Origin of the sequence: Micromonospora sp. NPDC049048 (assembly GCF_043197615.1) — a bacterium.
Lineage (GTDB): Bacteria > Actinomycetota > Actinomycetes > Mycobacteriales > Micromonosporaceae > Micromonospora.
Map to the genome: position 1 here is coordinate 274,018 of NZ_JBICTM010000008.1, position 21,509 is coordinate 295,526.

10 protein-coding genes are annotated in these 21,509 nt (G+C 74.1%); 9 read left to right on the plus strand and 1 reads right to left on the minus strand.

The features are described 5' to 3' along the window. Positions 1 to 3: 3 nt before the first annotated feature. Positions 4 to 222: an MbtH family protein gene (locus ACGFIG_RS24925; protein WP_393006728.1), complete on the minus strand. Its 219-nt coding sequence runs from the start codon at positions 220 to 222 to the stop codon at positions 4 to 6. Positions 223 to 440: 218 nt separating this feature from the next. On the opposite strand from ACGFIG_RS24925, the gene ACGFIG_RS24930 reads away from it, so the two are divergent. The 9 genes from ACGFIG_RS24930 (at position 441) to ACGFIG_RS24970 (ending at position 21,415) form a co-directional block, all read left to right on the plus strand. Next, on the plus strand, positions 441 to 1,445 hold the full coding sequence (locus ACGFIG_RS24930) for a TauD/TfdA family dioxygenase (RefSeq protein WP_393006730.1): 1,005 nt from the start codon (positions 441 to 443) through the stop codon (positions 1,443 to 1,445). Between the two features lie 144 nt (positions 1,446 to 1,589). After that, on the plus strand, positions 1,590 to 8,123 hold the full coding sequence (locus ACGFIG_RS24935; RefSeq protein ID WP_393006732.1) for an amino acid adenylation domain-containing protein: 6,534 nt from the start codon (positions 1,590 to 1,592) through the stop codon (positions 8,121 to 8,123). Next, positions 8,120 to 15,265 (plus strand): amino acid adenylation domain-containing protein, encoded by a 7,146-nt coding sequence (locus ACGFIG_RS24940; protein ID WP_393006734.1) that lies wholly within the window; start codon positions 8,120 to 8,122, stop codon positions 15,263 to 15,265. The genes ACGFIG_RS24935 and ACGFIG_RS24940 overlap by 4 nt, the downstream gene beginning before the upstream one ends. A gap of 60 nt (positions 15,266 to 15,325) precedes the next feature. Further along, entirely contained in the window at positions 15,326 to 16,216 is an 891-nt protein-coding gene (locus tag ACGFIG_RS24945; protein WP_393006736.1) for an acetaldehyde dehydrogenase (acetylating), read from the plus strand. Next, the gene (gene dmpG, locus ACGFIG_RS24950; RefSeq protein ID WP_393006738.1) at positions 16,213 to 17,244 is read left to right on the plus strand and encodes a 4-hydroxy-2-oxovalerate aldolase; all 1,032 of its coding nucleotides are present in this window, start codon (positions 16,213 to 16,215) and stop codon (positions 17,242 to 17,244) included. Before ACGFIG_RS24945 ends, dmpG begins: the two co-directional genes overlap by 4 nt. Before the next feature lie 41 nt (positions 17,245 to 17,285). Continuing rightward, complete coding sequence (locus ACGFIG_RS24955; RefSeq protein ID WP_393006740.1) at positions 17,286 to 18,272, plus strand: methyltransferase; 987 nt, start codon at positions 17,286 to 17,288, stop codon at positions 18,270 to 18,272. Beyond that, positions 18,272 to 19,081 carry a 2-keto-4-pentenoate hydratase gene (locus ACGFIG_RS24960; protein WP_393006742.1) on the plus strand — a complete coding sequence of 270 codons (810 nt, stop codon included), beginning with the start codon at positions 18,272 to 18,274 and terminating at the stop codon, positions 19,079 to 19,081. Before ACGFIG_RS24955 ends, ACGFIG_RS24960 begins: the two co-directional genes overlap by 1 nt. 81 nt (positions 19,082 to 19,162) lie before the next feature. Next, entirely contained in the window at positions 19,163 to 20,461 is a 1,299-nt protein-coding gene (locus ACGFIG_RS24965) for an aspartate aminotransferase family protein (RefSeq protein WP_393006744.1), read from the plus strand. Between the two features lie 27 nt (positions 20,462 to 20,488). After that, entirely contained in the window at positions 20,489 to 21,415 is a 927-nt protein-coding gene (locus tag ACGFIG_RS24970) for an ornithine carbamoyltransferase (RefSeq protein ID WP_393006746.1), read from the plus strand. Positions 21,416 to 21,509 lie beyond the last annotated feature (94 nt).

Below are 21,509 nucleotides of genomic sequence, written 5' to 3' on the forward strand. Positions count from 1 at the left end.
CGACTACCGGCCCGCCGCCTGCTCCATGCGCTTGCGCAGGCTCAGCGGGCGCATGTCGGTCCACACCTCGTCGATCCGCCGCAGGCACTCCTCGCGGGTGCCCTCGGTGCCCTCCGCACGCCACCCCAGCGGCAGCTCCCGGTCACCCAGCCAGATCGAGTACTGCTCCTCGTCGTTCACCACGACCCGGTAGACGCGCTCGTCGGTGTTCTCGTCGGACATGCCGGCTCCTCCTTGCGAAAGGGCAGCCGTGTCGTACGACACGACACTGGTCCCACTGCCGGTCACACCCTGCCGGGACGCCGATCACCGGGCGTAGAGAAGAACCGGCAGAAAAAGGCGTACGAGCCTTGCCGGGGATTCTCTTTCTGACCCGTTGCTCAGCGGCCAGGCTGGGCCGTGCCGCGAAACCGGCAGCCCCGCGGCCGACAGGAGAAGCGATGAGTACGTCCCGGATGACGGTGCCACCGCTGCCGTGCGGGTCGGCCGAGAAGGCGCTTCCGTACGTCCTGACCGCCGGCACGCCGGGGGAGCCGATCGGCACCCGGCTGGCCGCGAACCGGGCCGAGATCCGGACCCGGCTGCGTGAGCACGGGGCGGTGCTGCTGCGGGGGTTCGACGTCGGCGGCGTGGACGGCTTCGCGGGGGCGGTCCGGACGCTCTCCGGGGAGCCGCTGGACTACGCCGAGCGGTCGTCGCCCCGCAGCACCATCAAGGGGCAGGTCTACACCTCGACGGACTTCCCGTCGGCCGAGGAGATCTTCCTGCACAACGAGAACTCGTACCAGGCCGACTGGCCCATGACGCTGTACTTCTGCTGCCTGCGGGCCCCGGCCACCCGGGGCGCCACCCCGCTGGCCGACACCCGCCTGGTGTGCCGGTCCATCGACCCCGCGGTGCGCGACGAGTTCGTCGCCCGGGGCTGGATGGTGGTGCGCAACTTCCACGAGGGCTTCGGCGTGCCCTGGCAGCGGGCGTTCAACACCGACGACCGGGACGAGGTGTCGCGCTACTGCGCCGGCAGCGGCATCGAGGTGGAGTGGACCGGCCCGAGGCTGCGCACCCGCGCCCGCCGCGACGCCGTGCACCGGCACCCGGGGACCGGTGAGCTGCTCTGGTTCAACCACGTGACCTTCTTCCACGTCACCACGCTGGCCGAGGAGGTCTGCGCCGGGCTGCGGGAACTGTTCGACGAGACCGAGCTGCCCACGAACACCTACTACGGCGACGGCGGGCGGATCCCGGACGACGTGGTCGCCCACCTGCGGGACTGCTACCGGGCGGCACAGCGGCGCTTCGACTGGCAGCGCGACGACGTCCTGGTGGTGGACAACATGCTCGCCGCGCACGCCCGGGAACCGTTCACCGGCGACCGGAGGATCGCCGTGGCGATGGCGGAGCCGTACCGCGCGGCGCTCGCGGCGGCCGGCGCCGACCCGGGCTGACCGTCGCCGGTGCGCCGAAGCCCCTTCCGCACCGAGACGACGCGCGGCAGCACCCCGGCGCGGCGGCAGCGCCGCCCACCCGGCAACGGCAACTCTCCACGGCATCGCAGCGATGCCCGGGCCCGGACACGGAGGCGAAGACCCATGGCAGACGGCGACAGCCGGTACCTCGACACCGGCGGGGCGGCACCACCCGATCACGAGGGCGGGCACGCCATGTCGTCGGCGCAGGAGCAGCTCTGGTTCGTCGACCAGCTGCGCTCCGGTGCCAGCGAGTATCTGCTGCACCAGGCGGTCCGGGTGCGCGGCCCGCTCGACACCACGGCCCTCGGGGCCGCGTTGACCGAGATCTGCGCCCGGCACGAGATCCTGCGGACCCGGTACGACACGGTGGACGGACGTGCCGTGCAGGTGATCGACCCGCCCGACCCGGTCGGGATCGACCTCGTCGACCTGGGTGGGACGCCGGACGGCGACCGGGACCGCCGCCTCGACGAGGTGGTGGACGCGGCCCTCGACCTCCCGCTCGACCTGCGCAAGGACCCGCCCCTGCGGATCCGGCTGATCCGCTGCGCGGCGGACGAGCACGTCCTGCTGTTCGTGGTGCACCACATCGCCTTCGACGGCTGGTCCTGGGGCGTGCTCGCCCGGGAACTGCACACCCTCTACGAGGCGTTCGCCGCCGGCCGGCCCAGCCCGCTGCGGCCGCTGCCCGTCCAGTACGCGGACTTCGCCGCCTGGCAGCGGGAGAACTGGCTGTCGGGGCCGCACGTCGACGCCCAGATCGGCTACTGGCGGGAGCGGCTGGCCGGGCTCGGCCCGCTGGAGCTGCCGACCGACCGGCCCCGGCCCGCGCACTGGCAGGCCGCCGGCGACGGCCTCACCTTCACCGTGCCGGCGGACCTGGCCGCCGCCCTGACCCGACTCGGCGCGGACCGGGGCGCCACCCCGTTCATGGTCTTCCTCGCCGCGTTCCAACTCCTGCTCGGCCGGTACGCCGGTCAGCGCGACGTGGCGGTCGGGGTGTCGGTGGCCGGGCGGCACGAGGTGGAGCTGGAGGGCATGATCGGTCTCTTCGTCAACACCGTCGTGCTCCGGGCCGACCTGGCGGGCCCGGCGTCCTTCCCCGACCTGCTCGACCAGGTGCGGGCGACCACCCTGGACGCGTACGACAACCAGGAGGTGCCGTTCGACCGGATCGTCGCCGAGCTGGCCCCGCAGCGGGACCTGTCCCGCAACCCGCTGTTCCAGGTGGGGTTCGGCCTGCACAACGCCGACCGGGCGCCCTTCGCCCTGCCCGGCCTGACCGTCACCGAGCAGCCCACCTGGTGGACCTCGTCGGCGTTCGACCTGTCCCTGCAGCTGGTGGGGCAACCGGACGGCTCGTACCACGGGGAGGTCGTCTTCCCGACCGCGCTGTTCGACGCCGCCCGGGTGCACCGGATGGTCGCCAACTACCTGCACCTGCTGACCGTCGTCGTCGACCGCCGGGACCGCCTGGACGAGTTGGACCTGCTGGCTGCCCGCGAACGCCGGGAGGTGCTCGGCGGGTGGAGTCGTGGCGCCGAGCGCGCCGCCGGCCCGGGGCTGCCGGAGCTCTTCCTCGCCCAGGCGGCGGCGACCCCCGACGCGATCGCGCTGGTCGCCGACGACGGCACCGAGGTCGGCTACGCGGAGCTGGCCGGACGCGCCCGGAGTCTCGCCGCGCGCCTGCGCACCGGCGGGGTGGCCGTCGGCACCCCGGTCGGGGTCGCGGTGCACCGTGGACCGGACCTGGTGACCGCGCTGCTCGGGGTGCTGCTCGCCGGCGGCGTCTACGTGCCCCTTCCCCCCGACCAGCCGGTCGGCCGGCTGGAGTTCATGGCGGCCGACGCCGGGGTGTCGGTGCTGGTCACCGAGTCGGCCCTGCGGGGCCTGCTGCCGGCCGGTGACGCCCCGGTGGTGCTCGTCGACGCCGGCTCCGACACCGATCGCGTGGCCGGCCCCGGCATCGATGGCGTGGCCGGTCGCGGCACCGAGGCCGACGCCGGGCCGGCCGCACTGCCGGCCACCGATCCCGACGCCGCCGCCTACGCCATGTACACCTCCGGGTCGACCGGCCGGCCCAAGGGCGTCGTGGTCACCCACGCCGGCCTCCGCAACCGGGTGCTGTGGTCCGTCGAGCAGTACCGGCTCACCGCCGCCGACCGGGTGCTCCAGAAGACCGCCCTCGGCTTCGACGCCTCCATGTGGGAGTTCCTCGCCCCACTGGTCAGCGGCGGCGCGGTCGTGCTGGCCGCCCCGGACGCCCACCGCGACCCCGGCGCGATGCTGCGGGCGCTGCGGGCGCACGACGTCACGGTGCTGCAACTGGTGCCGTCCGTGCTGCGGGTGCTGCTGCACGAGACCGACCTGTCCGGCTGCGCCGCGCTGCGGCTGGTCTGCTCGGCGGGCGAGCCGTTGCCGGTGGCGCTCTGCGAGCAGCTCCGCGCCCTGCTGCCCGTGGAGATCTGGAACACCTACGGTCCCACCGAGTGCGCGATCGACGCCACCGCCTGGCGGTACCGCGGTGACGAGCAGGCCGGGACCGTACCGATCGGCCGGCCGTTGCCCGGCTGCACCGTCCGGGTCCTCGACCCCGGCGACCGGCCGGTGCCGGTCGGGGTGGCCGGCCAGCTCTGCCTCGGCGGCGTCGGCCTGGCGCGCGGCTACCTGGGGCGACCCGCCCTCACCGGGGAGAAGTTCACCCCCGACCCGTACGCCGGCACGCCGGGGGAGCGCCTGTACCGCACCGGTGACCTGGCCCGGTGGCGCGACGACGGCAGCCTGGAGTACCTGGGCCGCCTCGACGACCAGATCAAACTGCACGGGGTACGCATCGAGCCGGGCGAGGTCGAGGCGGCCCTGCGGCGGCAGCCGGGCGTCGACGCGGCGGCGGTCACCCTGTACCGGCCGCCGGCGGGCGACGCCGAGCTGGTCGCGTACGTGGTGCCCGCCGCCGGCGCCCGGATCGACGCGGACGGACTGCGCGACGCGCTCGCCGACGGGCTGCCCACCGCGCTGGTCCCGTCCACCGTGATCCGCCTGGACACCCTTCCGCTGACCGCGAACGGCAAGCTGGACCGGGCGGCCCTGCCGGCGCCCGACGGCCCCCGCCCCGGCGCCGACCGGGGCCACCTGCCGCCGGTCACCGACACCGAGCGGACGATCGCCGGGATCTGGGGCGACCTGCTCGGCGTCGAGCGGATCGCCCGGGACGACAACTTCTTCACCCGCGGCGGTCACTCCCTGCTCGCCATCCGGGGCGTGCTGCGGCTGCGCCGGGCACTCGACGTGGAACTGACCATCGGGCAGCTCTTCGCCGCCCCCACCGTCGCCGAGCTCGCCGCCCTGCTCGACGGGGCCCGCACCGGTTCCGGCGGCCCCGCCGACGAGCCGGCCGGCGCGGCGATCCGGCCGGTGCCGCGGGACGGGGACCTCCCGCTCTCCCTCGGCCAGCGCCGGCTGTGGTTCCTGGACCAGCTCGAACCGGGCAGCCTCGAATACCTGATCCCGATCTCGATGCGGCTGACCGGCCCGTTGGACGTGGTGGTGTTCCGGCGCGCACTGGACGAGGTGGTCAACCGGCACGAGATCCTGCGCACCCGCTACCGGTCGGTCGACGGCGAGCCGGTGCAGGTGGTCGACCCGCCAGGACCGGTCGGGTGGGAGCTGATCGACCTCAGCGGCGCCCCGGACGTCGTCGAGGGTGCCGAGGCGCTGCTGCGGGTCGCGGCCAGCCGGCCCTTCGACCTGGCCACCGAACGCCCGGTCCGGGCCCAGGTGATCCGGGTCGCCGCCGACGAGCACCTGGTCGCGCTGACCCTGCACCACATCGCGTTCGACGTGTGGTCGATGGAGATCCTCCTGCGCGAGCTCGACACCCTCTACCGCAGGTACGCGCGGGGCGGGGCCGCCGCCGTCCTTCCCGACCTGCCCGTGCAGTACGCGGACTTCGCGGTCTGGGAGACGGCCCGCCAGGACAGCCCCGAACTGGACGCCCAGCTCGCCTACTGGGTCCGGCAACTGGCCGGGGCGACCCCGCTGGAGCTGCCCACCGACCGGCCCCGCCCGGCGCTGCGGGACCCGGCGGGCGACAACGTCATCGTCGACGTGCCGACCGACGTCGGGCGGGCGTTGGCCGAGCTGGGCAACCGGGAGGGCGCCACCCTGTTCATGGTGCTGCTGGCGGCCTTCCAGGTCATGCTCGGCCGGTACGCCCGACAGCGCGACGTGGCCGTCGGCACCCCCGTCGCCGGCCGGACCCGACCGGAGACCGAGGACCTGCTCGGCTTCTTCGTCAACAACCTGGTGCTGCGCGCCGAACTGGTCGACGACCAGCCCTTCCCGGTGCTGCTCGACCAGGTCCGCCGCACCGTGACGGACGCGTTCGGCAACCAGGACGTCGCCTTCGAGCGGCTGGTCGACACGCTGCGGCCCGATCGGGACCTGTCCCGCAACCCGCTGTTCCAGGTGATGTTCGAGCTGCAACACCTGGACCGGATGACCGCGACCCTCGGCCCGGCCGCCATCGAGCACGTCGACAGCGCGCACCCGGTGGCCAAGTTCGACCTCACTCTCTCCGTGGAGCGGCACCCGGACGGCCGGTTGCGCTGCTGGTTCGAGTACGCCACCGCGCTCTGGGACCGCGGCAGCATCGAACGGATGGCCGGGCACTACCTGCACCTGCTCGCCCAGTTGGCGGCCACGCCGGGAGCCGCCCTGCGGGACCTGACCCTGACCACCGACGCGGAGCGGGCGTACCTGACCGGCCCGTTGGCCGGGGAGCCGGCCGGAGCGCTGGATGCCGCCGCAGCGGCGGGCGCCGGCGTGGTGGAGCTGTTCGCCCGGCGGGTCCGGCGGCACCCGGACGTCGTGGCGGTGGAGTTCGACGGCCGGCGGCTGACCTTCGCCGAGCTGGACACCCGGGCCAACCGGCTCGCCCACCACCTGCGCGCGCTCGGCGTACGCCCGGAGGTCCCGGTCGCGGTCTGCCTGGAACGCGGCCTGGAGGTGGTGGTCACGCTGCTCGCGGTGCTCAAGGCGGGTGGGGTGTACCTGCCGGTCGACCCCGAGCACCCCACCGAGCGGCTGCGTTTCCTGCTCGCCGACGCCGGGGCGGCGGTGGCGGTCACCACCGAGCGCCTCGCCGACCGGGTCGCCGCCGACGGGGTGGCCGTGGTGGCCCTGGACGCCGACCGGGCCCTGGTCGCCGGCCGGGACGGTACCGCGCCGGACCCGTCGACCGGGCCGGACGATCTCGCCTACGTCATCTACACGTCGGGCTCGACCGGACGGCCCAAGGGCGTGATGATCCCGCACGGCGCGTACGCCCACCACTGCGGCGTCATCGCCCGCGCGTACGACATCAACCCGGGCGACCGGGTGGTGCTGCTCTCCGCGCTCACCTTCGACGTGGCGATGGACGGCATGATGGCCACCCTGCTGGCCGGGGCGACGCTGGTGGTCAGCGACCCGCTCTTCTGGAGCCCGGCCGAGCTGCCGGACCGGCTCGCGCGGCACCGGGTCACCCACATGGAGATCACCCCCGCCTACTACCGGCAGGTGATGGACGCCCTGCCGGCCGGTGACGACCGGCTGCGGCACCTGAAGCTGATGAACGTCGGCAGCGACGTCGTCACCGTCGCCGACGCCCGCCGCTGGGCGGCCACCGGACTGCCCGGCCGGTTCCTGGTCAACTACGGCCCGACCGAGGCGACCGTCACCTGCCTGCTGCACCCGGTCACCGGCGACCCGCCCGGCGAGCGGAACGAGGCCCTGCCGATCGGCCGTCCGGTCCCCGGCACCCGGGCCTACGTGGTCGACGGGCAGCTGGACCCGGTGCCGGTGGGGGTGCCCGGTGAACTCCTGCTCGGCGGGGAACGCCTGGCCCGCGGCTACCTGAACCGGCCCGGCCTGACCGCCGACCGGTTCGTGCCCGACCCGTTCGGGGACGGACCCGGCGGCCGGCTCTACCGCAGCGGCGACCTGGTCCGGCACCGGCCGGACGGGACGATCGAGTTCCTCGGCCGGATCGACCAGCAGGTCAAGATCCGGGGTTTCCGGATCGAACTCGGCGAGATCGAGTCGGCCCTGGCCGAGCACCCGGCGATCCGCGCGGTCGCGGTCGTCGCCCGGGAGACCCAGCCGGGGGAGAAGGGGCTGGTCGCCTACCTGGTCTGCCGGGACGGCACCGCGCCGGCCGTCGGCGAACTCCGCGCCCATCTGCGCGACCGGCTGCCGGAGTACATGGTGCCGGTCCAGTGGATGGTGCTGGACGCCCTGCCGTTGACCGCCAGCAAGAAGGTCGACCGCCGGGCACTGCCCGCCCCGACACCCGTCCGCGCCGGCAGCCGGGCGTACGCGGCACCCCGTACGCCGGTCGAGGAGGCCGTGGCCGACATCTGGGCCACCGTGCTGGAGGTCGACCGGGTGGGCGTCCAGGACGACTTCTTCGACCTCGGCGGCCACTCGCTGCTCGCCACCCGCGTGCTCGCGCACCTGCGGCAGAGCTTCGACATCGAGCTGCCGCTGCGTCTGCTGTTCGAGCGGACCACCGTGGCCGGGCTCGCCGACGCGGTGCACACGGCCATCGAGAACGAGATCGCACGGCTTTCCGACGCCGAGGTGGCGGAACTGCTCAAGGAGGCAAACCTGTGACCGCCAGCCACACCCCGAGCGCGTCCCTGCGACAGGAACTGCTGCGGCGGCGCCTGCGTGGCGCCGGTCAGTCCCGCCGCGCCGACGCCATCGCCCCGGCACCCCGTACGGGTCCGCTGCCGCTCTCCTTCGCCCAGCACCGGCTCTGGGTGCTCGACCAGTTGCAGCCCGGCGGCACCGGGTACCTGATGTCCGTCGGCCTGCGGCTGCGCGGCCCGCTGCACTCCGACGCGCTGCGCCGGGCGTTGACCGAACTGGTCGCCCGGCACGAGATCCTGCGGACCCGCTACGTCGTGGTCGACGGCGAGCCGGCACAGGTCGTCGACCCGCCCGCCCCGGTCGAGGTGGCGGTGACCGACCTCGGCCACACCGACCAGGACACGGCCCGGCAGCGCCTCACCGAGCTGCTCGGTACACCGGACCCGGTCGACCTGGCCGCCGGCCCGGCGCTGCGGGCCCGGCTGGTCCGGCTCGCCGGGGACGACCACGCCCTGGTGCTCGCCCTGCACCACATCTCCTCCGACGGCTGGTCGGAGGGGATCATCCTGCGCGAACTGGCGGCCCTGTACGGGGCGTTCGTCGCCGACCGGCCCTCCCCACTCGCCCCGCTGCCGATCCAGTACGCGGACTTCGCGCTCTGGCAGCGGACCCGGCTCGCCGGGGACCGCCTGGACCGGCAGGTCGCGCACTGGCGGGACCGGCTGGCCGGGCTGACGCCGTTGGAGCTGCCCACCGACCGGCCCCGGCCGCCGGTGTGGAACCCGGACGGCGGGCTGGTGACCTTCACGGTGCCGGCGGCCGTCGCCGGGCGGCTGCGCGAGCTGGGCCGGGCGTCGAACGCCACCCCGTTCATGGTGCTGCTGGCCGCGTTCCAGGTCCTGCTGGCCCGCTACACCGGGCAGACCGACCTGGCGGTGGGCACCCCGGCCGCCAGCCGGGACCGGTTGGAGACACACGACCTGGTCGGCCTCTTCCTCAACACGCTGGTGCTGCGCACCGACCTGTCCGGCGAGCCGACCTTCGTCGAGGTGCTGGCCCGGGTCCGCGAGACGGTGCTGAACGCGCAGTCACACCAGGACGTGCCGTTCGAGCGGATCGTCGACGCGTTGGCCCCGGAGCGGGACCTGTCCCGCAACCCGCTGTTCCAGACCATGTTCCTCTTCCAGGAGGGGCAGTCGGCCGGCTTCGACGCGGGCGGCGTGGTGGGGGAGGAGCTGTCGGCCGGCCCCGCGACGGCCAAGTTCGACCTGACGCTCGGGCTGGCCGAGGAGGCCGACGGTTCCCTCTCCGGCGGGGTGGACTTCCCGACGTCGTTGTTCGACACGGCGACCGTGCGGCGGCTGGCCGGGCACTACCGGCAGTTGCTGACCGCCGTCGCCGCCGACCCGCAGGCCCCGGTCACCCGGTTGCCCATGCTCACCGACACCGAGACCGCCCAGCTCGCGGCCTGGAACGACACCGCCGTCGACCACCCTCTGCCGGGCGTGACCCTGACCGGACTGCTGGACGCGCAGGCGGCCCGTACGCCCGACGCGGTGGCGCTGCGTTTCGCCGGCGAGGAGCTGACGTACCGCCGGTTGCACGCCGACGCCGACGTCCTCGCGCGGCGCCTACGCCGGGCCGGGGTCGGGCCGGAGTCGGTGGTGGCCGTCTGCCTGCCGCGCGGCCTGGACCTGATGCGGGCGTTGGTGGCGGTCCTGAAGGCCGGCGCGGCCTACCTGCCGCTGGACCCGGACCTCCCGGCGCGGCGCCGCGCCTTCATGGTGCGCGACTCCGGCGCCCAGCTCGTGATCGACGAGGGCTTCCTCGCCGCCGGGGACCACGCCGCTCCCGCCGGCGAGCCGTCCGCCGCCGGTGACCTGCCATCCCCGGCCGAGATCACGCCCGGGCACGCCGCCTATCTCATCTACACGTCCGGATCGACCGGCCGGCCCAAGGGCGCCCTGATCGAGCACCGCGCGATCGTCAACCGCCTGCTGTGGATGCAGGACGCCTACCGTCTCGACGCCGCCGACCGGGTGTTGCAGAAGACGCCGATCGGGTTCGACGTGTCGGTGTGGGAACTCTTCTGGCCGCTGGTCACCGGCGCGACGCTGGTCCTCGCCCGCCCCGGCGGGCACCGCGACCCCGCGTACCTGGCCGAGGTGATCCGGGCGGAGGCGATCACCACCATCCACTTCGTACCGTCGATGTTGAAGGCCTTCCTGGCCGAGCCCGTCGGGGCGCTGCCGTCCCTGCGGCGGCTGATCTGCAGCGGCGAGGCGCTGCCGCCCGAGCTGGCCGCCCGCGTGCACGAGCGGATCGGCTGCGAGCTGCACAACCTGTACGGCCCCACGGAGACCGCCGTCGACGTGACCGCGACGCGGTGCGAGCCCGGCGAGCCCGTGACCATCGGCCGTCCCATCGCCAACACCACCGCCCACATCGTCGACGCCACCGGGCAGCCCGTCCCCGTCGGGGTGCCCGGCGAGCTGCTGATCGGTGGCGTGCAGCTCGCCCGGGGCTACCTCGGCCGGGCCGCGCTGACCGCCGAACGGTTCGTCCCCGACCCGTTCGCGGCCGCGCCGGGACGGCGCCTGTACCGCACCGGGGACCTGGCCCGCTACCGCCCCTGCGGCAGCATCGAGTACCTCGGCCGCATCGACGACCAGGTGAAGATCCGGGGCCAGCGCATCGAGTTCGGCGAGGTCGAGGCCGTGCTGTACGAGGCTCCCGGCGTCACCGCCGCCGCGGTGGCCGTCCACGACGGGCAACTCGTCGGCTACCTCGTCGGGCCGGAGACCGCCGACCGGGTGCGCGCGTACCTGCTCGAACGCCTGCCGGACGCGATGGTCCCGGCACGCTGGGCGATCCTGCCCGCCCTGCCGCTGACCGCCAGCGGCAAGGTGGACCGCCGCGCCCTGCCGGCGCCCGGGTCGGCTCCGGGCCCGGTGGGCGGCGGCCACGTCGCCCCGCGCGACGAACTCGAGGCGCGGATCGCCGACGCGTTCTGCGCGGCGCTCGGCATCGACACGGTCGGCGTCACGGAGAGCTTCTTCCTGCTCGGCGGCGACTCGATGCGGGCGATCCGGATGGTGGGGCTGCTGCGCGCGGCCGGCCTCGCGGTGTCGGTCCAGGACCTGTTCACGCACCAGAGCGTGGCCGACCTGGCGGGCGTGGCCGTGCCGACCGGTCCGGACGGGGAGGCGGAGTCGACCGTCGGCCGGTTCGCGCTGGTGAGCGACGCGGACCGCAGCCGGCTGCCGGACGGGCTCGTCGACGCCTACCCGATCACCGAGAACCAGGCCGGCATGCTGTTCGAGATGCTGGCCGGCGGGGACCGCCCGGTCTACCGCAACGTCTCCTGCTACCGGATCGACGACCCGCTGCCCTTCTCGCTCGACGCGCTGCGGGAGGCCGGCCGGCTGCTCACCGACCGGCACGAGATCCTGCGTACGTCGTTCGACCTGTCCAGCTACTCCGAGCTGATGCAGCTCGTCCACGCGTCGGTCGACCTGCCGATCGGCTACGACGACCTGCGCGGCCTGCCGTCCGACGAGCAGGAGGAGGCGGTACGGGCGCACCTGCGCGCCGAGCGTGTCCGGCCGTTCGACATCACCACGGCGCCGCTGCTGCGCTACCACGTGCACCAGGTCGGCGACTCCGAGTGGCGGCTGACCCACTCGGAGAGCCACGCGATCCTCGACGGCTGGAGCCACACCTCCACCGTGGCGATGCTGATCTCGCTGTACCGGACGCTGCGCCGGGGCGAGCGGCCCGCCCTGCCACCACCGCCGGCGGTGCGGTTCGCCGACTTCGTCGCCCGGGAACGCGAGTCCCTCGCCTCGGCGACGGACCGTGGCTTCTGGGCGGCGACCGTCGCCGGCTCCGACCGGATCGAACTCCCGCCCGAGTGGGGCACCGGATCGGACGCGCCGGCGAACATCGTCGAGGTGCCGTGGGCCGACCTGCGCCCCGGACTGCGCCGGCTCTCCGCCGCCGCCGGCACCTCGCTGAAGAGCGTGCTGCACGCCGCGCACCTCAAGGTGCTGAGCATCGTCACCGGCCGGCAGCGGTTCTTCACCGGCCTGCTGTGCAACGGCCGGCCCGAGCGGCTGCGCGGCGACGAGGTGTTCGGCATGTACCTGAACACCGTCCCGTTCGCCGCCGACACCTCCGCCCGGACGTGGCGCGCCCTGGTCCAGGCCGTCTTCGCCGGCGAGGCGCGTCTCTGGCCGCACCGCCGCTACCCGCTGCCGTCCATGCAGCGCCAGTGGGGCAACGGCACGCCACTGCTGCGCGTCGGCTTCTCGTACCTGGACTTCCACGTGCTCGACGGCCCGGCCGAGTCGGTCGGGATGGTCGACGACTTCAGCCCGAGCAGCGTCGGGTTGGACGTGTGGACCTTCCCGGGGGTCCTGCGCCTGGGCGCCCGGCCCGCCGACATCGACCGGCCGTACCTCGAACTGCTGGCCCGGACCTACCGGCACGTGCTGGAGGCGATGGCCGCCGGGCCGGACGGCGACACGGACGTCGGCCTGAGCGCCGCCGACCGGGCCTGGGCGGTCGAGGCGTACCAGCCCGTCGAGCGGTTCCCGGCGGCGCCGTTCGTCCACGACCTCGTCGCCGAGCGCGCGGCCGCGGCGCCCACCGCGGTGGCGGTACGGCACGGCGACGCCACCCTCACGTACGGGCAACTGGACAACCGCTCCGACCGGCTCGCCGCGCGCCTGGGCGAACTGGGCGTACGGGCGGACACCATCGTCGGCATCCACCTGCCCCGCGGGATCGACCTCGTCGTGGCGATGCTGGCCGTCCTCAAGGCCGGCGGAGCGTACCTGCCCATCGATCCCGCCTATCCCGCCGAGCGGATCGGCGACATGATCCGCGACGCGACGCCCGTGGTCGTGCTGACCGACGCCGACCTGGCGCCGAGGCTGCCGTGCACGGCCGCGACGGTGCTGATCGCCGACCTCGCCGACGGCCGGCCCCGGGCGGCCTACCCGCCGGCGGCGCGGCTCAGCGGGGACAACCTCGCCTACGTCATCTACACGTCGGGCTCCACCGGGCGGCCCAAGGGGGTCGCGGTCACCCACCGCAGCGTGCTCAACTTCTGCCACGCCCAGCGGCGGATCCTGGACGCGCACGCCGGGGACGAGGTGTTGCAGTTCGCCTCGCCCAGCTTCGACGCGTCGGTCTGGGAGATCCTCCTGGCCCTCGCCAACGGCGCGGCGCTGGTGCTGCCCCCGCCGGACGCCGACCCCGGTGACCTGCGCCGGCACGCGGCCGAGCTCACCCACATGACCCTGCCGCCGCCGCTGCTGGACCGCCTCGACCCGGCCGCCTTCCCGCGCCTGCGGGTGCTGACCACCGGCGGCGAGGCGTGCACGGCCGAGCAGGCGGCGCGGTGGGCCGGCCGGGTGCGCGTCCTGCACGCCTACGGCCCCACCGAGACCACCGTCGTCGCCACCATCGCGCAGCTGCGGGCCGGCGACACGGCGCCGCCGCCGATCGGGCTGCCGCTGGCCAACGTGCGCGCCTACGTCGTCGACGACGAGTTGCGCCTGCTGCCCCCCGGCGTACGCGGGGAACTGGTGCTCGGCGGGGCGGGCGTGGTGCGCGGGTACCTCAACCGGCCGCGCCTCACCGCCGAGCGGTTCGTGCCGGACCCGTACGCCCCCCGGCCGGGGCAGCGCATGTACCGCACCGGCGACGTGGTCTCCCGGGACCCCGACGGCACCCTGCACTTCCACGGGCGCCGCGATCACCAGGTGAAGGTGCGCGGGTTCCGCATCGAACTCGGCGAGATCGAGCACGCCCTCGCCGCCCACCCGGCGGTCGCCGCCGCGGTGGTCACCGTGCACCGGGCCGGCACGCCGGACGCCTCGCTGGTCGCCTACACCCGCCCCGCGAACGGGGCCCCGGCGTCGGCGACCGCGCTGCGTGACCACCTGCGCGAGCGGTTGCCGCAGCACCTCGTCCCGCACCACTACCTGTCCGTGGACGACTTCTCGTACACCCGCAACGGCAAGGTCGACCGGAACGCCCTTCCGGCGCCGGACGGCTCGCGGCCGGCGACCGACGTCGACTACGTCGCTCCGCGCTCGGACGTCGAGAAGCACCTCGCCTCCGCCTGGAGCGAGGCGCTCGGCATCGAGCGGATCGGCGTGCACGACGACTTCTTCGCCCTCGGCGGCCACTCGCTGGCGATGATGCGGCTGACCGCGACACTGCGCAGCCGGCACGGCTACGAGCTGACGTTCGGCTCGTTCGTCGAACACCGCACCGTCGCCGGGCTGGCCGCGACGCTCCAACAGCCAGCGGGACCGGTTGGCGCGATGATGTGGCTGCGGCGCGACGGCGACGGCCGGCCCCCGCTGTTCTGCGTGCACCCCGGCGGCGGCAGCGCCCACTGGTACCTGCGCCTGGCCCCGCACCTGCACCCCGGTCAGCCGGTGGCGGCGTTCGAATGGCCCGGCCCGCACCCGGAGGGCACGCCCACCACGGCGGAGATCGCGCGCCGCTACGGCGACGAACTCCGCCGGGCCCAGCCGCACGGGCCGTACCGGCTGTTCAGCTGGTGCGGCGGCAGCGGCATCGCCAGCGAGATGGCCCACCGGCTGGTCGAGGACGGGCACGAGGTGACGCTGATCCTGCTCGATCCCGGTCTGGACATCCACAGCCGGGCCGACGCCTGGCGCGAGCTCGACCTGATCCGCCGCCTGGAGTCGCTGCTGCACGAGGCGGAGATCGGCGGCGACGAGGCCGACACGCCGGAGCGCCGCCGGGAGATCCTCGACCTGCTCGACCACCTCGTCGACGACATCGACGAGGAGACCGGCATCGCGCTGCCCGAGCGCGGCGTGGGGGACGAGTGGCCCCGGCAGGTCCGGATCTGGCGCGAGGTCATGGAGGTCGACGTCGAGTACCGGCACCGCCCCTGGCCGGGGCGGCTGGAACTCGTCGTCAGCGACGAACTCGCCGACGGCCAGCACGAGGTCACCTCCGGCCAGAGCTACCCGGACTACCTGGCGCGCTGGGAGGAGCTCTGCACCGGCGGCGTACGGGTGCACCGGGTGCCCGGTGACCACTTCAGCGTCATCAAGCCGCCGCTCGTCGACACTCTCGCCCGCGTCATCACCGACGTGCTCGATGCGGCCTGACCGCTGTCACGGATGCCGGCCGCGCCTGCCCGGGCGCGGCCGGACGAAAGGAGGAACTGGATGAGTAACCGCACGAGCCCCGCACCGCTCAAGGTGGCGATCGTGGGCACGGGCAACATCGGGACGGACCTGCTGTTGAAGGTCGAGGCGTCCCCCCTGCTGGAGTGCGTCCTGTTCGCCGGGCGCCGCGCCGGATCCCCCGGCATCCAGCTGGCCGAGCGCCACGGGGTGCCCACCAGCGTGGACGGGATCGACGCGGTCACCGCCCGCGCCGAGCACATCGACCTGGTCTTCGACGCGACCTCGGCCGAGGACGCCACCCGCCACTGGGCGACCGTCGCGCCCACCGGGCTGCCCTTCGTTGACCTCACCCCGGCGCACCTCGGGACGTTCTGCGTACCGGCCCTCAACCTCGACGACTGCCTCGACGAGCAGTACCTCAGCATGGTCACCTGCGGGGGACAGGCGGCGGTTCCGATGGCCCACTGCATGGCGGAGGCCGCGGCGGGGATCGACTACCTGGAGATCGTCTCGGCCAGCGCCTCGGCGACCGTCGGCCCCGCGTCCCGGGCCAACCTGGACGAGTACGTGCACACCACCGAGCAGGCGACCATCGAGTTCTGCGGCGTGCGGCGCACCAAGACCGTGCTGGTCATCAACCCCGCCGACCCCGGCATCGTCATGCGCAACTCCATCGCGGTGACGTCCGCCGAGCGGCTCGACATGGACGCCCTGCGCGCCTCCGTCGCCATGATGGAGAAGCTGATCAGGTCGTACGTCCCCGGCTACCGGGTCGTCGTGCCGCCGGTGGCCGTCGGGGACCGCATCACCATCGTCGTGGAGGTCGAGGGCCGGGGCGACTGGTTCCCGCGCTACGCCGGCAACCTCGACATCATCACCTGCGCCGCCCTCGCGGTCGGCGAGGCCCGGGCGGAACGGGGTCGGTCATGAGCGGCGCGCCGAAACTCAGCATCTGCGACACGACCCTGCGCGACGGCAACCACGCCGTCGGCCACCAGCTCGGCCGCGCCGACATCAGCGCGTACGCGCGGGCGGCCGAGGCGGCCGGTGTGGACGTCGTGGAGGTCGGCCACGGCAACGGCCTCGGCGCCTCGTCCATCCAGGTCGGCATGGCCGCGCTCAGCGACGCGGAGATGCTGCGGGCCGCCAAGGCCGAGCTGCGGAACGCCCGCCTCGGCGTGCTGTCGATCCCCGGGTTCGCCAGTGTCGAGCGCGACCTCAAGCCGGCCCTGGACTGCGGCGTGGACGAGGTCCGGGTCGGCGCGCACTGCACCGAGGCGGACGTCACCCGGCAGCAGGTCACGATGCTGCGGGCGATGGGCGTCACCGTCAAGGGGATGCTGCTGATGAGCCACATGGCCTCCGCGGCGAAGCTGGTGGAGCAGGCCCGGCTCATGCAGAGCTACGGCGCCGAGGCGGTCGTGCTGATGGACTCCGCCGGCGCGTACACGCCGGAGAAGGTCCGCGAGAAGGTCGGCGAACTCGTCGAGCACCTCGACATCGCCGTGGGCTTCCACGCGCACAACAACCTCGGCATGTCGGTCGTGAACAGCATGGCGGCGATCGGGGCCGGGGCCACCATCGTCGACGTCACGGCGCGCGGCTTCGGCGCGGGCGCGGGCAACGCGCCGATCGAACTCGTGGCGGCCAACCTGCACGTCGAGCAGGTCGAGACCGGCGTCGAGCTCTTCGGCGCCCTCGACGCGGCCGACGTGGCGCAGGAACGGTTCATCAAGCACGTACCCACCAACGACAGCGTCACCATCGCCAGCGGGATCGCCGGGGTGTTCTCCGGCTTCGCCGCGCCGGTGCGGCGGGCGAGCGCCCGCTTCGGCGTCGACCCCCGCAGGATCCTGCTCGAGCTGGGCAACCGGCGGGTGGTGGCCGGCCAGGAGGACACGATCATCGAGGTCGCCATGTCGCTGGCCGCCGAGCAGTCGGCATCGAGCCAGGTGTGAGCGCTCGTCCGGGGTTCGCACCAAACGACGTAGGAGGAGCAATGCGACACCATTCCCCGCTCGACGCCGCCGCCGACCTGGCCGGGGTCGCCGCGCTGCTGCAGATCGGCGCGGAGATCGGAGTGGACCGGCTGCTGGACTCGGGCGACACGTTCGGCGCCGCCGAGCTGGCCGGGGTCGCCGACCTGCCGCAGGCCGGCGTGGACGACTACCTCGCCGCGCTGGTCGCCGCCGGACTCGTGGTCGGCACGGACGCCCCGGACCGGTTCCGGGCCGCCGAGGACTACCCGGACCGGCGGTACGCGGCCGGATACCTGTCCTGGGCCATGAGCGCGAACGGCCCGTTCCTCGCCAACGCCCGGGAGTTCCTGACCGACCGCGACGCGGCGGCCCGGCTTTACCGGCGCGACGGGCGTCAGGTGGCGGTCAGCTCGCGGTGGATCGGCGAGCGGGCGTTCTATCCGCCGATCATCGACCGGGTGGTCTCGGCCGGCGCGCTGCGCGTGGCCGACCTCGGCGCCGGCGCCGGCGGGCTGCTCATCCGGCTGCTGGGTCAGGATCCCGCGCGTACCGGCGTGGCACTCGACAGCAGCGGCGCCGCGTGTGCCGCGGCGCGGGAGGCCGCCGCCGCAGCGGGGGTGGCCGACCGGCTCCGGGTCGTCGAGCGTACGGTGCAGTCCCTCGCCGACGACCCCGGACCGGTCGAGGGCGCGGACGCCGTGCTGGCGTGCTTCGTCATGCACGACATCGTGGCGGACGAGGCGGTGGCCAAGGCGGTCCTGGGCGCCTGCCGCGACGCGCTCGCCCCCGGCGGGTTCATGGCGGTCGCCGACGCGATCTCCTATGCGCCCGACCCCGCGGAGCGGCGGTTCAGCGCGCTCTTCACCTACCTGCACGCCAGCTTCATGAGCGTCACCCTGCCGAGCCAGCGGCGGTGGCTGGACACGTTCCAGGCCGCGGGCTTCTCCGAGACCGGGTGCGTGCCGCTCGGCGTGCCCGGCGGCCGGCTCTTCGTGGCGGTCAAGTAGTGGCCGCCACGCCGCCCCTGCACCGCGAGCTGGCCGGGGAGCTGTGGACGGCGGCGCGGACCCTCCGTGCCGTGCCGCCGATCTCGGCCCGGCATCCACAGCTCGACCTGGCGGACGCGTACGCCATCCAGAGCGAGGTACGCGAGCTGGACCTGGCGGCCGGCGCGGTCCTGGCCGGGCTCAAGATCGGTGCGACGAGCGAGGCGATCCAGTCGATGTTCGGCATCGACCATCCCGACTTCGGTTACCTGACCGACCGGATGGTGCTCGCCGACGGCGCCGAAGTCGACCTGAGCCGCTTCATCGCGCCGAAGGTCGAGGGCGAGGTCGCGTTCCGGTTCGCGGAGGGCATCAGCGGCCCGGCGGTGACCGCCCACGACGTGCTGGCCGCGACCGCCGAGGTCCTGCCGGCGCTGGAGGTGCTGGACAGCCGGATCCGGGACTGGCGGATCGGCCTCGTGGACACCGTCGCGGACAACGCCTCGTCGGCGGCGGCCGTCCTCGGCGCGGGCGTGCCGCCCCACACGACGGACCTGGCCGACGCGCGCATGCGGCTGCGCAGCCGGCACGGGGTGCAGGAGGGGCGGGGTGCGGCCGTGATGGGGCATCCGGCCGAGTCCGTGGCGTGTCTGGTCCGCATCCTGTCCCGGTTCGGCACCGGGATCGAGGCCGGGCAGCTCGTGCTCTCCGGATCCTGGGCGGCGGCCGTGGACCTCGTGCCGGGGGACACCGTACGGGCCTCCTTCGGCGCCCTGGGCTCGGTCGCGCTGACCACCCGTCCCGGCACCCCGCCCGCCCGACAGGGCTGATCGACCGGCTGTCGCCCGGGGACCCGCACCCGACGGTCCGTTCGCGACAGACACGACTACCACCGAGGAGACCCCGCACCGATGACCATGCTGGTGGACGAGACGGTACCGCCGTACAAGGCGGCCTACGACTTCTCCCTCTTCGAGGCGATGGAGTCGGAGGTGCGCTACTACTGCCGCAAGTTCCCGGTGGTGTTCGACCGGGCCCGGGGCGCCGAGCTCTACGCCGAGGACGGCCGGATGTTCACCGACTTCTTCTGCGGCGCCGGCACCCTGAACTACGGCCACAACCATCCGCACCTCAAGCGCCGCATCACCGAGTACCTCGCCAGGGACGGCGTGATGCACGGCCTGGACATGTACACCGTGGCGAAGCGGACCTTCCTGGGCCGGCTCCGGGAGCAGGTGCTGGCCCCGCGCGGGCTGGACCACAAGGTGCAGTTCTGCGGGCCGACCGGCACCGACGCGGTGGAGGCGGCGCTGAAGGTGGCCCGCCGGGCCACGGGGCGGCGTGGCATCGTCTCCTTCACCGGGGCCTACCACGGCATGTCGCGCGGGTCGCTGGCGGTCAGCGGTGGCCGCCGGGCCCGCGCCGCCGGACAGGTGGGCGCGGCGGCGGAGGTGACGTTCGTGCCGTACGAGGACGGCCCGGCGGGACCGTTCGACTCGATCGGCTACCTGGAGCGGATGCTGTCCGACCCGTCGTCGGGGCTGGACGTCCCGGCCGCGGTGATCGTCGAACCGTTGCAGATGGAGGGCGGGGTGTATCCGGCCTCGGCCGACTGGCTGCGCCGGCTGCGCGACCTGACCACCCGCTACGGGATCCTGCTCATCTTCGACGAGATCCAGTCGGGCTGCGGACGGACCGGCACGTTCTTCTGCTTCGAACACGCCGACGTGGTGCCCGACATCATCACCGTCTCCAAGGCGATCGGCGGGTACGGGCTGCCCCTGTCGATGGTGCTGATCCGGCCGGCGCTCGACGTCTGGTCGCCGGGCGAGCACACCGGCACCTTCCGGGGCAACCAGCTCGCCTTCGTCGCCGGCGCCGCCGCCTGCGAACTCTGGGGCGAGGACGGTTTCCGGACCACCGCCGCGGTCGGCGCCCGGCGGCTGGAGCGCTTCGGCGCCGAGCTGCGCGACAGCGATCCGGCGCTGACCGTACGGGGCCTGGGCATGGTCCTCGGCATCGACCTGCGGGCGGCCGGCGGCGCCGGGCGGGCCGATCGGATCCAGCGGCGCTGCTTCGACGACGGGCTGATCGTCGAGCTCTGCGGACGCGACGACGAGGTGGTCAAGGTGATGCCGCCGCTCACCATCGACCTCGCCCGGCTGGAGCGGGGCCTCACCGTCCTGCACCGGGCCATCCGATCGAGCTGACCCCGCGACCGTTCGAGGAGGATTTCGATGGACCGTCGTCCCCGCCGCCACCTGTTGTCGATCCGGGACCTGAGCGACGCCGAGCTGCGGCAACTGGTGACCCGCAGCGCCGCGCACGCCGCCGGCCGGGTCCGCCCCGCCGGGCGGTTGCGCGGCCTGGTCACCGCGGTCTACTTCCGCCGTACCTCGACGCGGACCCGCACCGCCTTCTCCAGCGGGGCGCTGCGGCTCGGCTCGCACCTGATCAGCTACGGCCCGGGCGACCTGCAACTGAACACCGGCGAGACGGTCGAGGACACCGCCCGGGTGCTGTCCGGGATGGTCGACCTGTTCGTCGCCCGCACCGCCGACCCGGTCGCCGAGCTGCGGGCCTTCGCCGGGCAGGACCGGATGGGCGTGATCAACGCGATGAGCGCCGAGGAGCATCCCACGCAGGCGCTGGCCGACCTGAGCACCATGACCGAGCGGTTCGGTCGGGTCGACGGGCTGCGGGTGCTCTACGTGGGCGAGGGCAACAACACCGCCGCCGCGCTCGCGCTCGCCCTCAGCCGGTTCACCGGAACCCGGCTGCACCTGCGCACGCCACCCGGGTACGGGCTGGCCCCCGGCATCCTCGCCGCCGCCCGGGTGGCCGCCGAGCGGACCGGCTCGGCGGTGGCCGAGGCGCACCACATGGACGACCTGCCGGAGGTCGACGTCGTCTACACCACCCGCTGGCAGACCACCGGCACGGCCAAGCCGGATCCGGACTGGCGGCGCGTCTTCGAGCCGTTCCGGGTCGACGGGGCGGTCCTGGCGGCGAGCCCGGAGGCGGTGTTCATGCACGACCTGCCGGCGCACCGGGGTGAGGAGGTCACCGCCGACGTGCTGGACGGTCCCCGCAGCATCGCCTTCGACCAGGCCAGGCACAAGATGTCCAGCGCCCAGGCCGTGCTGGAGTGGTGCGCCGGGTGACCCGGCCGCCGGTCACCGCCGGCGGGCGTCCCGGGTCGCGCGGGCGCCGTCGAGAATCTGGGTACCGGTTACCCATGTGAGCCCCGGCGGGGCG